We start from the raw sequence: 19,882 nt of genomic DNA, 5'->3' as shown, positions 1-19,882 counted from the left end.
GTTATGATTTAAGGAAGCTCGAGATCTTCTTCGGTAACCCAATCCAAGTGAGTATCTTTAGATATCAATAGTGTGCCTTCAAGCCAATTTACACCTAATATCTTTTCATCATGTGAAGCGTAAAACTCCGAAAGTTTATCGACTATGTTTGTAACATTCGATATTTCTACATTTTGTAAAGGTAGCCAAAACCAGCGATTTTTTGACTCAAGTAGTGCTCTTTTCGAGTTCCAATCCAGCCCCCATAATAAATGCTCTTGATTACCATTCACGAGCCGACAGTGCATCGCTGCCTTGATCCCCAATTTTTCAAGAAAGAACAACATACTTCCTACTTTGCGTAAAAAAAAACCATATTGACACATACTAAGATGTTACCAAGTATGTATCAATTATCTTTTGTTTTTATATGGTTATGATCAAGCTTGTATCTATATGTGGCTGGCCAGCCAGGTCTTGGTAGGCACAAATTGGTCTGACACCACATTGCCATTATTTATACAGATGGGCAATACGAAGTCAGTACCACTTCCTTTTGCAAACTCCCGTACTTCTCTTAAGGTATCTTTGCTATTGCTAACTGGTACTAGTAAAGAGTGGCTAAGTTCCCTTGTTCCACGCAACTTAATATTGGGTATTGAAAAACCTCGATGTAACAGCTCCTTTGTTTTAATGATTTGCACAGAACTGAATGACTTTACGTATTGGAGTTGTGCGGTTACTAGTTCGTTATATACTGTTTTTAACTTAAACTTTGCTAGCAAATAGTCGTCTGTCAAGTTACTGAGCTGATACAAAGCCTTTTTAATAATTAATGTAATTTCTGGGTTATTCAACGATGGCATCGCCAACTCTCGGTCATAGGCGTTTATTACAGCGATTTTTGGATAATGGTCCATTTCACCGACATCTGTTTCAAACTTATCCCTATCGCTTAAAATCATGTTTGTGAGTTTATCGTGTCGCTCTGTCATACCTTTAGAGCATAAAATTAAGAATCTGTTTGATGGCTTAGTTTCGCAGCTAACTAATATTGGGAGTTCATTTTTGTGGTTTGGCACAGGGATATACACCTTTCTAATATCAGAATCCTCTAATATTTCATGTGTACCACTGCCTTCCAGAAAGCTGGCTATCTTCTTCAACATCTGGCTCACGATATCATTCCTTTGTTCAATTATTATTCTACGTTTTGACATTCGTTCATCATACTCTTCTTGTTTAGACTCGATATGCCTAGTCAATTGGTCCCTGTTTAAATATGGTAGAAAATCATTGAAAGTACATTTCACGCTCATGGTGCCAGGGCGTAGCCCTAGTTTAGTTTCAATTCTGGTTGCTAACTTTTTTCCTAGCATACGGGATTTATTGGGCCCTAAATGATTGTTCAAATGACAACCTAGCTCTGAGTTCAATTTGCTAATATTGCCATTCCCTATAAGGGTCAATAGGATCTCTAAATTCCTAGATCTGGCAAGCTTGTCAATTGGGAGGTTATCATCAATTGTTGGGTCTACATTTATGGTAGAAATGGCCTCATCAAGTTGTCCAATAGGCATACCGAGCTTTGTTTCTATGTTTCTAGCTAGTCTGTGACTGATGTTCTTCTGAGGCTTGGATCTGTGGCTGAGATAACTGGCCAAGTGAGGCATATCTAAATGTCTACATAAGTTCTGAATCTTACGGTTGTAGTCTTGGTTGACTATACGCATAAGGTTTTGGTGTCGATTCTCGTGATAGATTTCAGTAGTGTCGAATTTGATATCCATTCAATCACCAATCAATAACGTATTGTGGAAATGGTGTCTTCTATCAAATCTCGTTCTATATCGCTTTCAGCTTGATTTAAATACTTCTCGAGAATATCAATATTAAGTGTACTCAAGTGTCTTCTGTAAAGCTTGCGTCTCAATTCTTTGCGTTCAGCATAAATTGGGTATAGCCCCTGGATAAGGATACCAAGAAGAAGAATTACTATATAAAGCAGATTAAAAGACTCTAATTGAGAGAATCGCCATGCAGCTAAACCTACAATTGTTAGAGAAAATGCCAATATAACTATTCTTCTGGTGAACTGCCCCCATTCTGGTGAAAATACAGAGTCTTTGTAATGCATCATATTATTACCTCCTAGATGTATAAGAAATTGTCCATTGTCCATGTGTCTGGATGTGTTGAAGGGAGTGATTGAGATTCGAATATTGCATCAATGGTTGACCAACCTAGCTCAACTCCGTCCTCAAAATGGGTAGAAAATGCAATGTACATCCAACTTGCGACAGTAAATCGTGCTGCTGCTGTAAATTCAATCTTCAACAAATCGAGTTCGCTTGAGGTACTTACCATGTAAGTATTGGTACTTCTAACGCGATAACACCCTGATAACCTGTCAAGTAGTGGTGTTAGGTTAGGTTCTTTCTTGGCGAGCTTAATCATATCTTTCAAAGACAAAATACAATTGAGCTCTTTTAAACCAACCCTAGTCCATTCTTTAACTTTGCAAATTTGTTCAATTCTGTTTCTTTCGAAAGAGATCCAGAGAGGATCATACCTTCCCATACTTTCAATTAATTTATAGGTTGAAAGTAATTCTTCTAAACTAGCAGAGCATGCCCTTTCGATGTTCGTTGATGTATTGCGCTTAGCAGTACATCTTGTTTTAGTTACTGCGCTTTCCAATCTTGAGTCTCCTAGTTCAAATATTCTCAGTTACAACACTTTTATCGCGAGGATTTGTCTTACGCCGTTATCTGATCGCGATGTCAGTTCAATATTTTCGAATGTCGGTACTGGAAGTCTGTGTATAGCCGCCTCTATTAGTTTCAAGCCGAAAAGGTACTTACCACTAGTAATTGAGTTAATATGATGGTTTGTCATTTTTTCTAAATGACTGACTATCAAATGTTCTAGTTGATATAGAGTATCAAGCACCTGCAGATCTAGGTTTATCAGGTCGTCATAGTTCTGGAGTGTCATCAACGTGTGTCGATATGGATCTAGAGCACACCTGTACGCATGCTTTTTAAGTAGATATGGATGTATAGGTTTTGGCCACATGACGACTATCTGTTATATCTGCTTTGTACGTTCTAGCCAGCTAGCTAGTGATAGTAGACCACATACCTTGGCCACCACCTCGAAATTGTCTTTGTATGCTCCGCTATTAAAGAAAATCAGGCAAATCAAAGCAGTACAAGATAGTGCTATCAGTAAATACTTTGTTCTAAACATTAGCTTTTCCTCAACCATTCTTAGGCAGTCTAGACTAAACATTGAATAATAGATGTCATTCGCGTATAAAAAACAATACTAATGTTACCATATATTTTTATACGTATGTTAGGAAAACCTCATGCTGAGCTAGTTGATAATTTGATCAACTTAGTTTCCATATGAGCTTTGGTACAAATATTAACGAAGAGTATGATTGATATGATAAAAATTGATAAAGATGAAGTTTTGACAGTCTCCATTGTCTCGCAAAGGCTTAAAGGCATCATTCCTGAGGATTATAAATGGCCAAATGTACCGGAGGGATATCAATTGGAGTTTATTGTCCATCCCGATGGCACTTTAATCATGGATCTTTTAAATCCTGATAGAGGAATGTTTATTTCAGAAGCCGAAAATGTTCACTTTGAAACACCCCGTACAGTGAAGAACGCCCCCCTTACATGGCAAGACCTAGAAAAGGCTGGTGTTCCTTTTATGTCATGACCTAACTACAACTTGATAGAGCTTTCACAAACAACCTCGTTAAGCACCAAATCAGAATAAATCCCCCTCTATAATAGGAATACTGCATGAAATCTGCGATCCGTCTTAGTCTAAAAGTAATATTGTTTTCGATTACTGTCATAGTGTCGATAATTGGAGGAAAAATTAGTCAGCACCTCGCTCATATCAAAGATTCCAGAATGCATACGATCGATACCTGGAACAGGCAACATCCTGAGAACTTACATGTCTCTAGAACATTTATTAATGAATGCCTTAATCGAAAAATGGTAAAGGATACTAGTTCGGACGAACCTTTCTTTGTAAAAGAGGTTTATGGACTGTATGAATGTGGTATTGAAGTCGGAGCGGATGACCTTGTGGAGAAAATCAAAGAGTCAGACAACTCCTTGAGTACATTTGCTTGGCCATTATCAGCTTTGACTTAATACTTCGTTTTCAAATATTGAGGTCTAAATCGGACCTCATTTGAACCACTATCGAACAAAAATTAGTCAACTATACACGGTATCCACCACACTTTAAGGTACTCATTGGTGCCTCTCCCCCACCGCTTCGCTCCATCCGCACGTGCTGTAACTATAAGGTCGGCTTCGCCGCCTCTTGAGCATTCTCCCCCCTGGGAGAACCAGCGGCTTCGCCGCTTCTTAGATTGGTAAATACTATTCATATCGATTTATTTCTATCTTTATCTATCCATATCTATGTTTGGCTACGCCAAACTTTTTTCCAGGGGGTCTTAGCAGTGGCGAAGCCACCAAGGAGTAGAAATATTTAGGGCGAAGCCCTTATTCGTTAGCGTCGAAGACGCGAAAGGGAGCTTGATTCTTTGCGAGCGAAGCTCGCTTCATTCGAGTTAAAGCGAGTGAGGTAGTTAAGGTTATTGGTGTCGTAACAGCGGCTTGTGGTGTAGTTTAGGTGGTGGATACCGTGTATATTTATGGTTTGAAGTCCCCGTAGATTTGGGAGAGAAATAAAGTTTCATACTAAATGTTCAAGTAAGCCTGTCAGTACCGTTCTAAATGTCACGCTGACATAAATAAAGATTCATACCAATTGGTACTACCATGTTTCAATCTCACAACAATTGACTATAAAAGTATCATACTGGTTGTCTGACCATCCGCTGGAACACGTATCTGGACAAAAATGTTTTAGAGCTGTGTATTAAAACGTTTTTGTCAGATTAGAAAAAGCATCTTGAAACCTTAAACGCTTGCTATTATTGCATGTGTTCGCAAGATGGTTGTGATATGCTAAGAGATGCATCATGTAGGATTAGAACATAGCTAAAAATTAGTTATTGACGCCATAGTCGTTTGTTAAAGGTCGGTTTTCGCATCTTCCAGAGCCTGTTTTTGAATATTTGCAATAACTTCCTCGGTTAACCCATACTTTGCTGCGACAGTCATTGTGATTGGGTTTAGGATGTCCTCAACCTCATTGAACAACTCTATTGATTTTTCCAACCCTGTAATCATCTTATTACGCCCAGACGCGTTCATAAAATCCATAGCTTTAGCTTGGAAATAACTATGAGCCAAGAAGTTACGTTCCTTGAGTGCCTTAGCTAGCAACGATTCTGTAGTCGCTTGAAGTACGTTTAAAGATTTTAGATGTCCTATTAGTCTACCCATCGTCTTATCACTAACTTCCTGATCAAAGCTATCAAACTTAGCCTCCCACTCCTCTTGGGTGTGCTTAGACTTTGCCTCTCTTTCGTATAAATCACAAAAGATGAGCAACTGAATAATCGATTGCTCCACACATTGAGCACGATACATCGCTAAACCGTAATATGCGTAAACTTCTTTACAATGTTCTGATTTGTCCATAATAATTTTTTTTCGTTTGGGTCATATTTTCTCCACCTAACAAGGGGTTTTGCGCCCATCCCCCCGAAAATGACCTTAGCCTTTAACTTTGGTTGATGGGGTTCTAGGGATTTTCCGTCCAAAAACGACAAAGTGCTCTGGAGGCCCCGCCGTCTGTGGCCTCCAGAGGGGTATTACTTTTTTCGAGATCCCTATTTGGGCTCTGTTTGAGTAAGATTTAGTCTTTTTGGGCTAAATCCATGGCATTCGAAGAACGTGTCCAAATCTTGTCCGAGGCAGAACAAGATGAGTTATATGGACCCCCCGCTTTCACCTCCGCCGACCAACGCTTCTTTTTCTCGCTGAACGATAAGGAACTGGCGATCGCTAAAAGCCTCCGTCATCGGGGCCAGCGTTACATGCTGGTGGTACTGCTGGGCTATTTCAAAGCCAAGCCGGTGGTGCTGAATCCCGGCTTTCATCAGATCAAGCAGGACCTCAAATACGTTTATCAAACCGTTCTACCAGGCCCAGGCTGTAGACCCTTTAATCTCACGCCAAAAGAGAAAGAACGGATTTACCAACGTGTTTTCCAGCTCTGCAACTACCAGCGCTGGAATGTCAAAGACCATGGAGCGGCGTTGAGAGATTACTTATCCCAGCAAGCCAGAGCCTGGACAGCGCCTAGGCACCTCTTCGATGCGGCCATTGAATATTGTTCGGGGCAGAAGATCGCAATCCCTGCCTACAGCACGCTGCAAAAGATCATCAGTCAGGTGGTGGGAGACGAACAGGAACACATGGCCGCGCACCTTGAGCGTGCAATGTCACGCGGTCTTAAGCAAGCACTGGCGGAGCTCGTGAACGGCACAGGTCCACTGCCGTTCCGACAGTTGCGACAATCGGCTCGTAACTTCACCGGAACCGAGTTGGAGAAAGAACTGATTGTCTATCGCCATATCCAGCATTGGATGCCGGAAGTGGATCTGCTGTTGAGCACGCTATCACTGTCGCAGAAAAATCTGCAACACCTGGCAGAGAAAGTCGACTACTACGGTGCCAAACTGAAACGTCAAACCGTAGGCAGCCAATGGCTGTATTTATTGTGCTATCTTCAAACGCGATGGCAGCAAGCGCTGGAACGTATTGCCGATGGCTTTGTGCATCATGTCAGACAGACCAAACAGAAGGCAAAGGATTATGCGCAGGAAGCGGTGTTTAAGGATTGGCAAAAAGCAGCTAAAAATGTCAGCAAGGCAGCTGAAGTACTGCACCTGTTCATTGATGACAGCATTGATCTGCAACTACCGTTTGCAACAGTAAGACAGCAAGCACTGAGCCTGCTGACCAAAAGGGATCTGGAATCTGTATGTCTCTTCCTGAACGAGCAGCGACGATCGGTCGATGAAGCCATGTGGCAGTACTGCGACGAGAAAGAAAGTCTGCGGAAAGGTTTGCTGCGAGAGTTGTTCCTATGTCTGCGCTTCGAAGGCTGCGACGGCACCCAGCACTTAGCGGCCGCCTTGGCGAAAACACAAAACGAACTCAACGGCCAGGACGCTCAGTTGCAAACTGCCGACACCAGACTCCTTTCCAAAAAATCACGTGAATTCCTGCTGGATGGTGAAGGGAATATCCTGATCGATCGTTATGAGTGGTTCCTCTATCAACAGATTCCTGATCGCCTGAATGGCCAGCTGACGCTGCCTGATATCACTAAATACCGGGCACTCGACGCCGACCTGATCGACGGGGAACATTGGCGAAAAAACAAATATACGCTGCTTCAACAGAGCCATTTTACAAAATTAGCGGAGGAGCCTGAAAAGCTGATCAAACAGATGGCCATGGAATTGGATACCCGTTTGTACGAAGTCGGCGAATATCTTGAACAGGAAGACAACCGGAATATCATCTTGCGTAATCCGCAGGGTAAACGCTTCTGGCGCCTGCCTTCGGCCAGCAAACATCATCTGGTCAACAATCCCTTCTTCCAGCAAATTCCCACAACGGGGATTGCGGATGTACTGCGCATGGTTGATCGTGACACCGGTTTCATTGACTGCTTCGCTCATGTGCTGGGTTCCCAATCCAGAAGCCGTTCCCATGAATATGACCTGTTGGCAATTCTGGTCGGCAATGCAACCAATCAAGGCATTTACGGCATGGCACAGATCTCTGATCGTACCTATGATCAGCTCAGCACTATCCAGGCGAACTATCTTCGCCTGGAAACATTGAATGCTGCTAACGACAACATCAATAACGCGACAGCCAAGCTACCCATCTTCCGGTACTACAACATCCAGGAAGATGTGATCCACGCCAGTGCCGATGGTCAAAAGTTCGAAGCCCGGCGCGAGACCTTCAAAACCCGTTATTCGTCGAAGTACTTTGGCACTCAAAAAGGTGTTTCTGCCATGACCTTGATCGCCAATCACGCTGCGATCAACGCCAGAGTGATCGGCGCCAACGAACATGAATCGCACTACATCTTTGATTTGTTGATGAGCAATACGTCAGACATCATTCCGGATGTGCTCTCAACCGATACCCATGGGGTGAACCATGTGAACTTCGCGTTACTGGATCTGTTCGGATACCAGTTTGCCCCACGCTATGCCCAGGTTGGCAAAGTGATCAATGACATGTTTGATGTCAAGGAAGACAAAGAACACCGAATTCAGCTGTGCTTAAAAAAGCCAATCAATACCCATCGTATTGCGCAGCACTGGGATACCATCCAACGGATTGCAGTATCACTTAAGCAGCGGAAAACAACGCAAGCCACCTTGGTGAGAAAGCTCTCGGAGTACAAGCGCAATCACCCGCTGCTGGAAGCCCTGACGGAATACAATCGCCTGGTGAAAGCGAATTATCTACTGTGCTACATCGATGATGCCAGTTTAAGAAACTATGTTCAGCGCGCGCTGAACCGGGGAGAGGCCTATCACCAACTGCGTCGGGCCGTGAGCAGCGTCAATGGGGATCAGTTCCGGGGCAGTTCAGACGAAGAAATCCAGCTATGGAATGAGTGCGCTCGCCTGGTCACCAATGCCATCGTTTACTTCAACTCCAGGATACTCAGCCAGCTGTTGACCAGCTTCGAATACCAAGGAGATACCAAGAGAATAGATATCGTCAAACAGGCATCCCCTGTGGCCTGGCACAACATTAACCTCAAGGGGACTTACCACTTCGAATTGAGCGAAAAATTGCCAGATCTGGAGGAGCTTATGCGCTCAATCGAGGGATATTTACCCGTCAGCGAAAAGTAATACCCCTCTGGAGGCCACGGACGGCGCGGCCTCCAGAGCACTTTGTCGTTTTTGGACGGAAAATCCCTAGAACCCCGGTATGGCTGGCCAGCTCCTTTTGGGTGATTTGGTTCGGCTGCATGAACTGCGTTTCCAGGACTTCGCCTGGCGCCTTCGGCTTGCGCTTCATGTTCATGGTTCACCTCCTGGCTGTCGCCTATCAATGCGTGTAAGTGTAACCGACTTGGTTAACCTGTCAAGATGGGGTGTTTTGATTCGCGCCGCCTTCCGGGTGCGAACTAGCGAAGTCTGTTCGTTTCTGGAAGGTGGTGTCATTTTCAGAAGACGACTGCACCAGTTGATTGGGCGTAATGGCTGTTGTGCAGCCAGCTCCTGACAGTTCAATATCAGAAGTGATCTGCACCAATCTCGACTATGCTCAATACTCGTGTGCACCAAAGCGAGGTGAGCATGGCGACGGACACCCCACGGATTCCAGAACAAGGCGTGGCCACTCTGCCTGATGAGGCTTGGGAGCGTGCGCGCCGTCGTGCGGAGATCATCAGTCCGTTGGCGCAGTCGGAGACGGTCGGGCACGAAGCGGCCGATATGGCGGCTCAGGCGCTGGGCTTGTCTCGGCGCCAGGTATACGTTCTGATCCGGCGTGCCCGGCAAGGCAGCGGCCTCGTGACGGATCTGGTGCCCGGCCAGTCCGGTGGAGGTAAAGGTAAGGGGCGCTTGCCGGAACCGGTCGAGCGCGTCATCCACGAGCTACTGCAAAAGCGGTTCCTGACCAAGCAGAAGCGCAGCCTAGCGGCCTTTCACCGCGAAGTCACTCAGGTGTGCAAGGCTCAAAAACTGCGAGTGCCGGCGCGCAATACCGTGGCCTTACGGATCGCTAGCCTTGACCCGCGCTATATCCATAGTTGGATATAGTAAATGACAAACCTCATGAGCCAACTGAAAAATCAGCTGAATATCGTCATTCTTTACTCGTTCACTTAATGAAATAGCAACTTCGTTAGTATCTGGGTAGTACGCCAAATGTGGAGAGTGGTCATTAATTTCTATACCACAATAACTCCATTGATTAACCATCTCTCCAAATAACTCTTCAGCGAGACTTATTAGCTCTTTAGCTACAGAATCTAGTTCTAGAATAATTTAACCCTCACCATAATAGATTAATTGTAATACTCTTTACTGCTAACGCCCGCTTAAGTGGTGAGCAACGCTACCACAACACTCAATTATTACACCGTAAATACAAAAGCCAATTCAAACTAAAACCGCCAAACGTTGCGAATCCGTCTTAAAGCGTTTGTTATGTGCGTAGCCGAATCTTGCGCTTAGTCAGGAACAATGATTACCCCTAATTGCTCCAGTAACTGTTCCTGTTGCCACGAGCATATTTTTACACCCGTAAGATCAATCTTTCGAGGATCTAAACCATAAAGCTCTGAATGGCTTAAATCACAGCCTTGTACTCTAAACTGTTCCCAGCAGTCTTCCGAAAAAACACCACGGCTTAAATCTGATTCTTTAAATGAAGCGCCTCGAAGATTTGCACCAATCCATCTATTTTCGAACAGGTCACATTTTTCAATAAGCTGCTGCTCAAAATTGGCATAGGATAAGTTACAACCTGTTATGTATGCAGAACAAAAGTACATTTTATTCGAAACCTGATTTACAAAACTAACTTGACTAAAATTTGCTCCTTTAAGATCACAATCTCTCAGTTCAATACCAAAGCAATTTGCCCCCTTAAAATGGGACATTGAAAGCTGACAGTTTTTAAATGAAGCATCTCGAAGATCAGCATAAGAAAAATCGCACCCTTCCAATGCCCCCTGCTCTATGAAAGTACAGTTAATGAACTGTGTATCTCGGAGGTTTGAGCGCTTAAAATTACAATGTATAAAAGTACAATTGCTAAAGATATGTTCTTGCAAGTCCTGATGTGAGAAGTTCACTTGATTATATAATTGCTTTGATTTTTCCATGCTGTGGCTCCAAAAAACATTTGATTTGAAGACTATCATTTACCTGAAAGTTCTCAACAAAAACAAAACCAATAAAAACAGAAACTTAAAACACCCCGTTTTAGCCAAAATAAGGCATCAAAACGGCATTTTAAAGGGGGCTAATTCGAAACGACCGATGCGGCCAGCCAGAAGAAAGTTTTAGTGAATCTGGCTTGCTTTAGAGAAAGCACATAACAGCGTATTAGTAGGCATGCTCGTTTTGTCGCTTTGGCTTGCTTACTAAAAATTAATGTATGACTCTGAATACTAAAGATTTAATCAAAAAAAACAAGCTAACCTTTAGGTCATCCGCCGGCGGGAAGGCCAGGATGCCGCTCGTGACCTACAAGGTGTGGGCGGCGAGCCTCCTGCCGTGACCGCGCCGCTGGAGCAGGTGCAGATAGACCATACGGTCATCGACCTGATCGTGGTCGATGACCGCGACCGGCAACCTATTGGCCGCCCGTACCTGACCCTCGCCATCGACGTGTTCACCCGCTGCGTGCTCGGCATGGTCGTCACGCTGGAAGCGCCGTCTGCCGTTTCGGTTGGCCTGTGCCTCGTGCATGTCGCCTGCGACAAGCGCCCTTGGCTGGAAGGACTGAACGTGGAAATGGATTGGCAGATGAGCGGCAAGCCCTTGCTGCTCTACCTAGACAACGCGGCCGAGTTCAAGAGCGAGGCCCTGCGCCGGGGTTGCGAGCAGCATGGCATCCGGCTGGACTATCGCCCGCTGGGACAGCCGCACTATGGCGGCATCGTGGAACGGATCATCGGCACGGCGATGCAGATGATTCACGACGAACTGCCGGGAACGACCTTCTCCAACCCTGACCAGCGCGGCGACTACGATTCCGAAAACAAGGCCGCCCTGACGCTGCGCGAGCTAGAGCGCTGGCTCACATTGGCGGTCGGCACCTACCACGGTTCGGTGCACAACGGCCTGCTCCAACCGCCGGCCGCGCGCTGGGCCGAGGCCGTGGCGCGTGTCGGCGTACCGGCCGTCGTCACACGCGCTACTTCGTTCCTGGTCGATTTTCTGCCGATCCTCCGGCGCACGCTGACCCGCACCGGCTTTGTCATCGACCACATCCACTACTACGCCGATGCGCTCAAGCCGTGGATTGCGCGGCGTGAACGCTGGCCGTCCTTTCTGATCCGGCGCGATCCGCGCGACATCAGCCGTATCTGGGTCCTGGAACCGGAGGGACAGCATTACCTGGAAATTCCCTACCGTACCTTGTCGCATCCGGCTGTCACCCTCTGGGAACAACGGCAGGCGCTGGCGAAACTGCGGCAGCAAGGGCGCGAACAGGTGGATGAGTCGGCGCTGTTCCGCATGATCGGCCAGATGCGTGAGATTGTGACCAGCGCGCAGAAGGCCACACGCAAGGCGCGGCGTGACGCGGATCGCCGCCAGCACCTCAAGACATCAGCTCGGCCGGACAAGCCCGTTCCGCCGGATACGGATATTGCCGACCCGCAGGCAGACAACTTGCCACCCGCCAAACCGTTCGACCAGATTGAGGAGTGGTAGCCGTGGACGAATATCCCATCATCGACCTGTCCCACCTGCTGCCGGCGGCCCAGGGCTTGGCCCGTCTTCCGGCGGACGAGCGCATCCAGCGCCTTCGCGCCGACCGCTGGATCGGCTATCCGCGCGCAGTCGAGGCGCTGAACCGGCTGGAAGCCCTTTATGCGTGGCCAAACAAGCAACGCATGCCCAACCTGCTGCTGGTTGGCCCGACCAACAATGGCAAGTCGATGATCGTCGAGAAGTTCCGCCGCACCCACCCGGCCAGCTCCGACGCCGACCAGGAGCACATCCCGGTGTTGGTCGTGCAGATGCCGTCCGAGCCGTCCGTGATCCGCTTCTACGTCGCGCTGCTCGCCGCGATGGGCGCGCCGCTGCGCCCACGCCCACGGTTGCCGGAAATGGAGCAACTGGCTCTGGCACTGCTGCGCAAGGTCGGCGTGCGCATGCTGGTGATCGACGAGCTGCACAACGTGCTGGCCGGCAACAGCGTCAACCGCCGGGAATTCCTCAACCTGCTGCGCTTCCTCGGCAACGAACTGCGCATCCCGTTGGTTGGGGTAGGCACGCGCGACGCCTACCTAGCCATCCGCTCCGATGACCAGTTGGAAAATCGCTTCGAGCCGATGATGCTGCCGGTATGGGAGGCCAACGACGATTGCTGCTCACTGCTGGCCAGCTTCGCCGCTTCGCTCCCGCTGCGCCGGCCTTCCCCAATTGCCACGCTGGACATGGCTCGCTACCTGCTCACACGCAGCGAGGGCACCATAGGGGAACTGGCGCACTTGCTGATGGCGGCGGCCATCGTCGCCGTGGAGAGCGGCGAGGAAGCGATCAACCATCGCACACTCAGCATGGCCTGTCGACAACCTCTCGCGCAACCAAGACATCGCGGTCGGACTGCAAGTGATCTTGAAGCCACGGGCCCGTCCCACCCCGACATGGACCTCGATGCCCGAACGGACGTTAGATTTCGAGTTCTAGGCGTTCTGCGATGAAGGTTGGATCCCAGCCGGGATTGAAAGTGTCGACGTGGGTGAATCCGAGCCGCTCGTATAGGCCACGCAGGTTCGGGTGGCAGTCGAGCCGCAGCTTGGCGCACCCCTGCGTTCGCGCGGCATGGCGGCAAGCCTCGATCAGCGCGGAGCTGACACCCCGGCCCGCATGTGTCCGTCGCACCGCGAGCTTGTGCAGATATGCGGCCTCCCCCTTGAGGGCGTCGGGCCAGAACTCGGGATCCTCGGCCGACAAGGTGCAACAGCCGACGATGCCGTCGCTGCAACTCGCGACTAGGAGCTCGGATCTCAGGACGAAGGTCTCCGCGAATGTCCGGTCGATCCGCGCGACGTCCCAGGCGGGCGTTCCCTTGGCGGACATCCACGCCGCAGCGTCGTGCATCAGCCGCACAACCTCGTCGATATCACCCGAGCAGGCGACCCGAACGTTCGGAGGCTCCTCGCTGTCCATTCGCTCCCCTGGCGCGGTATGAACCGCCGCCTCATAGTGCAGTTTGATCCTGACGAGCCCAGCATGTCTGCGCCCACCTTCGCGGAACCTGACCAGGGTCCGCTAGCGGGCGGCCGGAAGGTGAATGCTAGGCATGATCTAACCCTCGGTCTCTGGCGTCGCGACTGCGAAATTTCGCGAGGGTTTCCGAGAAGGTGATTGCGCTTCGCAGATCTCCAGGCGCGTGGGTGCGGACGTAGTCAGCGCCATTGCCGATCGCGTGAAGTTCCGCCGCAAGGCTCGCTGGACCCAGATCCTTTACAGGAAGGCCAACGGTGGCGCCCAAGAAGGATTTCCGCGACACCGAGACCAATAGCGGAAGCCCCAACGCCGACTTCAGCTTTTGAAGGTTCGACAGCACGTGCAGCGATGTTTCCGGTGCGGGGCTCAAGAAAAATCCCATCCCCGGATCGAGGATGAGCCGGTCGGCAGCGACCCCGCTCCGTCGCAAGGCGGAAACCCGCGCCTCGAAGAACCGCACAATCTCGTCGAGCGCGTCTTCGGGTCGAAGGTGACCGGTGCGGGTGGCGATGCCATCCCGCTGCGCTGAGTGCATAACCACCAGCCTGCAGTCCGCCTCAGCAATATCGGGATAGAGCGCAGGGTCAGGAAATCCTTGGATATCGTTCAGGTAGCTCACGCCGCGCTTGAGCGCATAGCGCTGGGTTTCCGGTTGGAAGCTGTCGATTGAAACACGGTGCATCTGATCGGACAGGGCGTCTAAGAGCGGCGCAATACGTCTGATCTCATCGGCCGGCGATACAGGCCTCGCGTCCGGATGGCTGGCGGCCGGTCCGACATCCACGACGTCTGATCCGACTCGCAGCATTTCGATCGCCGCGGTGACAGCGCCGGCGGGGTCTAGCCGCCGGCTCTCATCGAAGAAGGAGTCCTCGGTGAGATTCAGAATGCCGAACACCGTCACCATGGCGTCGGCCTCCGCAGCGACTTCCACGATGGGGATCGGGCGAGCAAAAAGGCAGCAATTATGAGCCCCATACCTACAAAGCCCCACGCATCAAGCTTTTGCCCATGAAGCAACCAGGCAATGGCTGTAATTATGACGACGCCGAGTCCCGACCAGACTGCATAAGCAACACCGACAGGGATGGATTTCAGAACCAGAGAAAGAAAATAAAATGCGATGCCATAACCGATTATGACAACGGCGGAAGGGGCAAGCTTAGTAAAGCCCTCGCTAGATTTTAATGCGGATGTTGCGATTACTTCGCCAACTATTGCGATAACAAGAAAAAGCCAGCCTTTCATGATATATCTCCCAATTTGTGTAGGGCTTATTATGCACGCTTAAAAATAATAAAAGCAGACTTGACCTGATAGTTTGGCTGTGAGCAATTATGTGCTTAGTGCATCTAACGCCTGAATTAAGCTGCGCCGCGAAGCGGCGTCGGCTTGAACGAATTGTTAGACATTATTTGCCGACTACCTTGGTGATCTCGCCTTTCACGTAGTGAACAAATTCTTCCAACTGATCTGCGCGGGAGGCCAAGCGATCTTCTTCTTGTCCAAGATAAGCCTGTCTAGCTTCAAGTATGACGGGCTGATACTGGGCCGGCAGGCGCTCCATTGCCCAGTCGGCAGCGACATCCTTCGGCGCGATTTTGCCGGTTACTGCGCTGTACCAAATGCGGGACAACGTAAGCACTACATTTCGCTCATCGCCAGCCCAGTCGGGCGGCGAGTTCCATAGCGTTAAGGTTTCATTTAGCGCCTCAAATAGATCCTGTTCAGGAACCGGATCAAAGAGTTCCTCCGCCGCTGGACCTACCAAGGCAACGCTATGTTCTCTTGCTTTTGTCAGCAAGATAGCCAGATCAATGTCGATCGTGGCTGGCTCGAAGATACCTGCAAGAATGTCATTGCGCTGCCATTCTCCAAATTGCAGTTCGCGCTTAGCTGGATAACGCCACGGAATGATGTCGTCGTGCACAACAATGGTGACTTCTACAGCGCGGAGAATCTCGCTCTCTCCAGGGGAAGCCGAAGTTTCCAAAAGGTCGTTGATCAAAGCTCGCCGCGTTGTTTCATCAAGCCTTACGGTCACCGTAACCAGCAAATCAATATCACTGTGTGGCTTCAGGCCGCCATCCACTGCGGAGCCGTACAAATGTACGGCCAGCAACGTCGGTTCGAGATGGCGCTCGATGACGCCAACTACCTCTGATAGTTGAGTCGATACTTCGGCGATCACCACTTCCCTCATGATGTTTAACTTTGTTTTAGCCACCAATGATGCCCTCACTTTCCATGATTTTGGTGGGAATGGATTTTCTTAGCGGCAACTTACTTTCGTTGTCTATATCCATGTTAAAGGCGAAAAAGTAAACCTCTGTCTCCTTCTCAACCCACCCAACCCACCATGCGACACCAGGATTTGACTCAGTTCCCACACCAGAAAAACCAGTTTTTGAATGCACTAGATATTCAGGTGCCGCCTCCGTTACCAAAGCCTCTTTTACTATTAGCTGGTTTTCTTTAGATGCTGACAATTTATTTAAATATAGAGACTCTAGAAACTCCACTTGATTAACTGCGGAAATTCTAAGCTGGCCTTCCAACCAGAATTTGTCAATGCCACCACTGATATTCTGGTTGCCATAGGAAAATTTTTTAAGGTATTTCTGCATTCTTACTTCGCCAACTTCTCTGGCGATTTGTTGAAATACGGGAACAGCTGAAACTTGTATTGCCCCTCTTAAGGTCAAGTCTCTTTCCCATTGCTTCATGGCTCTTGGCTTTCCGTCCCATTTGAAAACCTGATGCTCATTCTTTATGACACCAGTTTCTAGGCCGATAATTGCGTTGGGGATCTTAAATGTTGATGCTGGAAGATATTCCTTTGATGCACGAGCTAAGTCATTGGTAGCGCAGGATTTACTGCTACTTTTACAAAGCACGAAGACACCATTGACGGCTTCGGCAGAGAACTCTTTGTTCCAAGACGTATTTTCTGTAATTGAACCAGCTAATGCCGTACTCGAAAGACACGCGATAATTACATATGCGGCAAATGTTTTCATGGCACCTTCTTGGTGGCTAACGTTAATTCGACCTCAGAGGCGTTTAAGTCAAAATACCTCTGACGTCTAACATGATTAATCAAAGTCTGATTTTTTAACAAAATCAGAAAGATAGACGCGAAACTTTAAAACAAAGGCGTCAACACTTCAAGTAGCGATCTTTCGCTTCGGCGAGGCCTAACGCCTGAGCTCAGCCGACCGAAACCGCGTAGCGGTTTTGGGTCGGCTGCAGCGATTTGTTGGGCGATAGCTTGCCACATTCTCTCAACGATTGGGATTTGATGTACTTTCCGCACTTTGTAGCGCGACCACATCATGCTCCCCCTGGCCGCGAGAGCCCTTCACTCGGGAAACACAAGACAGACCGAGCACGACTGTTGCAAGGGTCAAACAGTACACGACAACCGGCCAAGCCGTGTTGCGCGGCAACAGCGAAATGATCAACGTTCCGATGCTTCCTAGCAGTACACCGCCCAAGCAGAAGTAGACTGCCGTGACCGTTCCAGCAACATGGTCGAATCCTCGAAGAGCGCCATTGGGCGACACAGATACCGCTGTGGCGACACCAATACCCACTAGCCACATTGGAGCAATAAAGCCTAACACGGACTGCGAAGCCCATATTTCGGTGATGGCAAGCAATACTGCTCCAGCTATCAGGCATCCCATTCCCATTCGCAAGACACTTGGGCTGCCCCACTTGGGTATCACACGCCCCATAAAACGAGCCGTAAACACCATGGCAATTGCCACTGTGGCGAACAGCAGGCTGAAGCCAAGCTGAGACACACCTTGCCTGCCCATCATTAGTCCGGGCGCAATGGAGAAAAAGACGAAGAAGCTACCCATTCCAGCGGCGTAACACAACGTGTACAACCAGAAGTTCAGGCACTTAACGGGGAGTAGCAGCTGCGACCATTGCAAGCCCGCAACTCGTTGCACCCGGGTTTCAGGCCAGAATCGCCACGCTGCTGCAGATGCAGCGATCATGCCCAAACCTAGAAACGCAAAGATAGCCCGCCACCCAAGCCACATGTCGACGAGCGCTCCGAGCAATGGGCCTACCGCCGGGACCATGGCCAGCATGGATCCGAGTATGCCGTAAATGACATTACTTTCCTCGCGACCTGCGTAAATGTCACGTACTGTTGCAAATGTGGAAACAAGGCACGCCGAGGCACCACAAGCCTGAAGAATCCGAAGCCCCAGAAAGACTTCAGCCGATGACGTAAGAGCGAGGCCCATTGACGCCACAACGTAGGCGAGGCCACCTCCCAGTAGAACGGGGCGGCGCCCCAGTCGGTCCGATAGCGGTCCAAACAAGAGCTGACCGGCACCAATCATGACCAAGTACGTTGTCAGCGTAAGCTGAATTGTGCTCGCTGTCGTACCAAGCGCGTTTGGCATAAACGGCACTGCTGGCAAGTACATGTCCATGCCGAGTGATGCCAATAAATCGAACGGTGATAACAACAACACCGTGGCGGCAAGGGAGTACCGCCAACTAAAGTTTTTTGAGCGCACGAAACCATCTCCTTGAACAAAGGATTTGGCGGCGCTCCCGTAGAGCAAAAGGATTCATGAGAACGCCGCAACAACCGAAAAATGAAGGTTGCTGCGGCTTACTTGTCTGCGTTCTTGGAAGTGCTCATCTGCTGACTATCTCATGATTGAATTTGAATCGTAACAACTTTCAAGCAACTCTGCGAGGAGCCTTATTGTGCGGGCGACAGGGTGGCGCGCCTATTGCGCATAAAATGGCGAAGCCATGCGCAACAGGCGCGGAATCTCTGGCGTCCGGTTTGATGGCTTTGTTATGCAAAGGACTAGTCTTCAATGACGTGTAAACCACGGCGCTTTAAGTCCTCTAACGAATCCAACATTCCCCTTATTAATTCAACAGGATGCCCCTCCCAGTCTTCAACAACGCCAACAATTCTCAAGGGTTCGCAGGTTCTATAGGACTGTGTTGGATTACCGGGAAATTTTTTGTTCGTAAGATTCGGATCGTCTTCGAACGGTCCTGTTGGCTCAACTATGTATATGTAGCCGCGACCCTCGAGGCCAGACAGTGACATAGCAAGTTCAGCTCCCCAAACTGCTGGCTCCATCAAGGCTGAAAAGTAGATGTGCTTAAGAATACGACCGTCCTCGAAATGAGAGATGAACCCTGTGGTTAGCAAGTCACCAATCGCCAAATTGGCTTTGGTTCCATGATAGAACGGTCCTTGCACCTGCTTGTAATTATCATGAGAGATGGGAATCCAATCTTTTACCATTTTAAGACCCTTAATTGTTGGGATTTGGCTGCATAACACCTGAGTTAAGCCGCGCCGCGAAGCGGCGTCGGCTTGGACGAATTGTTAGGCCGCATATCGCGACCTGAAAGCGGCACGCAAGACCTCAACCTTTTCCGCCCCGAGTGAGGTGCATGCGAGCCTGTAGGACTCTATGTGCTTTGTAGGCCAGTCCACTGGTGGTACTTCATCGGCATAGTAAAAGTAATCCCAGATGATCGCCTCCCAGCTGTTACAACGGACTGGCCGCCCGGCGATGACGCCCTCAGCCGCCTCTGGGCACGAGCCCTGCGGAGCCTCCGCGATTTCATACGCTTCGTCTGCCCACCAAGCAGGTTCGCAGTCAAGTAACTCATCCCCGATCTCCGCTAAGAATCCATAGTCCAACTCCTCCATGACGCGCCCGCCGAGCATTTCAACTATTGCCTCGAGCTCGCCGCGCCTCTCGCCGGGAAACGTCAGATCAATATCATCGTGCTTGCGTGTTACACGCCCTAGCCGTGCATCGATCGCCCAGCCCCCACCGATCCAGAGCGGCAGATTTCGCTCATCTGCCGCAGCTAGAATTTTGTGTATCAATGTGACCTGCGTTGTGTCCATGCGGCCTAACGGTTTGGGCTATGGGCAGTGGCGGTTTGCGTGAGCCTTTCCTGTCAAACCGAGAAAAC

Annotated in this window: 17 protein-coding genes and 3 pseudogenes; 6 read left to right on the top strand and 14 right to left on the bottom strand. The window is 49.1% G+C overall.

The annotated features are described in order from the left end of the window. Window positions 1-8: 8 nt before the first annotated feature. From R7P64_RS15235 to R7P64_RS15220, 4 genes are all read right to left on the bottom strand, one after another. Window positions 9-326 carry a hypothetical protein gene (locus tag R7P64_RS15235; RefSeq protein WP_025634101.1) on the bottom strand — a complete coding sequence of 106 codons (318 nt, stop codon included), beginning with the start codon at window positions 324-326 and terminating at the stop codon, window positions 9-11. 105 nt (window positions 327-431) lie between these two features. Beyond that, window positions 432-1,769, bottom strand: a complete 1,338-nt coding sequence (locus tag R7P64_RS15230; RefSeq protein WP_025634099.1) for a hypothetical protein — start codon at window positions 1,767-1,769, stop codon at window positions 432-434. A gap of 11 nt (window positions 1,770-1,780) precedes the next feature. Further along, window positions 1,781-2,119, bottom strand: coding sequence for a hypothetical protein (locus tag R7P64_RS15225; protein ID WP_025634098.1), 339 nt, complete (start codon window positions 2,117-2,119; stop codon window positions 1,781-1,783). Window positions 2,120-2,130: 11 nt separating this feature from the next. Then, complete coding sequence (locus tag R7P64_RS15220; RefSeq protein ID WP_025634097.1) at window positions 2,131-2,679, bottom strand: hypothetical protein; 549 nt, start codon at window positions 2,677-2,679, stop codon at window positions 2,131-2,133. Between the two features lie 753 nt (window positions 2,680-3,432). Here R7P64_RS15220 and R7P64_RS15215 point away from each other — a divergent pair. Together R7P64_RS15215 and R7P64_RS15210 are read left to right on the top strand one after the other, a co-directional pair. Continuing rightward, on the top strand, window positions 3,433-3,717 hold the full coding sequence (locus tag R7P64_RS15215) for a hypothetical protein (RefSeq protein ID WP_138058896.1): 285 nt from the start codon (window positions 3,433-3,435) through the stop codon (window positions 3,715-3,717). An 86-nt stretch (window positions 3,718-3,803) separates the two neighbouring features. Beyond that, a complete protein-coding gene (locus tag R7P64_RS15210; RefSeq protein WP_318123683.1) occupies window positions 3,804-4,166 on the top strand; it encodes a hypothetical protein in 363 nt (120 codons plus the stop codon). A gap of 894 nt (window positions 4,167-5,060) precedes the next feature. Here R7P64_RS15210 and R7P64_RS15205 read toward each other — a convergent pair. After that, window positions 5,061-5,573: a hypothetical protein gene (locus tag R7P64_RS15205; protein ID WP_025634090.1), complete on the bottom strand. Its 513-nt coding sequence runs from the start codon at window positions 5,571-5,573 to the stop codon at window positions 5,061-5,063. A gap of 239 nt (window positions 5,574-5,812) precedes the next feature. Between R7P64_RS15205 and R7P64_RS15200 the strand changes: the two genes are divergently transcribed. Together R7P64_RS15200 and R7P64_RS15190 are read left to right on the top strand one after the other, a co-directional pair. Beyond that, window positions 5,813-8,830, top strand: coding sequence for a Tn3-like element IS3000 family transposase (locus R7P64_RS15200; protein WP_213899645.1), 3,018 nt, complete (start codon window positions 5,813-5,815; stop codon window positions 8,828-8,830). Window positions 8,831-9,280: 450 nt separating this feature from the next. After that, window positions 9,281-9,730: pseudogene (locus R7P64_RS15190) on the top strand (helix-turn-helix domain-containing protein); the annotation flags it as partial. Between the two features lie 428 nt (window positions 9,731-10,158). Here R7P64_RS15190 and R7P64_RS15185 read toward each other — a convergent pair. Continuing rightward, entirely contained in the window at window positions 10,159-10,815 is a 657-nt protein-coding gene (locus R7P64_RS15185; protein WP_000415714.1) for a quinolone resistance pentapeptide repeat protein QnrVC1, read from the bottom strand. A 325-nt stretch (window positions 10,816-11,140) separates the two neighbouring features. Here R7P64_RS15185 and R7P64_RS15180 point away from each other — a divergent pair. Together R7P64_RS15180 and R7P64_RS15175 are read left to right on the top strand one after the other, a co-directional pair. Further along, a pseudogene (locus R7P64_RS15180) lies at window positions 11,141-12,373 on the top strand (transposase); the annotation flags it as partial. 2 nt (window positions 12,374-12,375) lie between these two features. Continuing rightward, complete coding sequence (locus R7P64_RS15175) at window positions 12,376-13,368, top strand: TniB family NTP-binding protein (RefSeq protein WP_001381192.1); 993 nt, start codon at window positions 12,376-12,378, stop codon at window positions 13,366-13,368. On the opposite strand, the gene R7P64_RS15170 is transcribed toward R7P64_RS15175, so the two are convergent. The 8 genes and pseudogenes from R7P64_RS15170 to aadB form a co-directional block, all read right to left on the bottom strand. Next, entirely contained in the window at window positions 13,337-13,837 is a 501-nt protein-coding gene (locus R7P64_RS15170) for a GNAT family N-acetyltransferase (protein WP_000376623.1), read from the bottom strand. The two genes, R7P64_RS15175 and R7P64_RS15170, sit on opposite strands and share 32 nt — an antisense overlap. Before the next feature lie 127 nt (window positions 13,838-13,964). After that, a complete protein-coding gene (sul1, locus tag R7P64_RS15165; protein ID WP_276441666.1) occupies window positions 13,965-14,804 on the bottom strand; it encodes a sulfonamide-resistant dihydropteroate synthase Sul1 in 840 nt (279 codons plus the stop codon). Continuing rightward, entirely contained in the window at window positions 14,798-15,145 is a 348-nt protein-coding gene (locus tag R7P64_RS15160) for a quaternary ammonium compound efflux SMR transporter QacE delta 1 (protein WP_000679427.1), read from the bottom strand. Before R7P64_RS15160 ends, sul1 begins: the two co-directional genes overlap by 7 nt. A 116-nt stretch (window positions 15,146-15,261) precedes the next feature. After that, window positions 15,262-16,100 (bottom strand): annotated as a pseudogene (aadA1, locus tag R7P64_RS15155) (ANT(3'')-Ia family aminoglycoside nucleotidyltransferase AadA1). Between the two features lie 16 nt (window positions 16,101-16,116). Continuing rightward, on the bottom strand, window positions 16,117-16,917 hold the full coding sequence (locus R7P64_RS15150; protein WP_000846390.1) for an oxacillin-hydrolyzing class D beta-lactamase OXA-10: 801 nt from the start codon (window positions 16,915-16,917) through the stop codon (window positions 16,117-16,119). Between the two features lie 264 nt (window positions 16,918-17,181). Then, window positions 17,182-18,441 (bottom strand): chloramphenicol efflux MFS transporter CmlA5, encoded by a 1,260-nt coding sequence (locus tag R7P64_RS15145; protein WP_012300772.1) that lies wholly within the window; start codon window positions 18,439-18,441, stop codon window positions 17,182-17,184. Between the two features lie 302 nt (window positions 18,442-18,743). Further along, window positions 18,744-19,196, bottom strand: coding sequence for an NAD(+)--rifampin ADP-ribosyltransferase Arr-2 (locus tag R7P64_RS15140; RefSeq protein WP_000237816.1), 453 nt, complete (start codon window positions 19,194-19,196; stop codon window positions 18,744-18,746). 84 nt (window positions 19,197-19,280) lie between these two features. Beyond that, the gene (aadB, locus tag R7P64_RS15135) at window positions 19,281-19,814 is read right to left on the bottom strand and encodes an aminoglycoside nucleotidyltransferase ANT(2'')-Ia (protein ID WP_000381802.1); all 534 of its coding nucleotides are present in this window, start codon (window positions 19,812-19,814) and stop codon (window positions 19,281-19,283) included. Window positions 19,815-19,882: the final 68 nt, after the last annotated feature.

Origin of the sequence: Vibrio sp. 2304 (assembly GCF_033339475.1) — a bacterium.
GTDB classification, from domain to species: domain Bacteria; phylum Pseudomonadota; class Gammaproteobacteria; order Enterobacterales; family Vibrionaceae; genus Vibrio; species Vibrio alginolyticus.
This window is presented reverse-complemented; position numbering and strand designations above follow the sequence as displayed.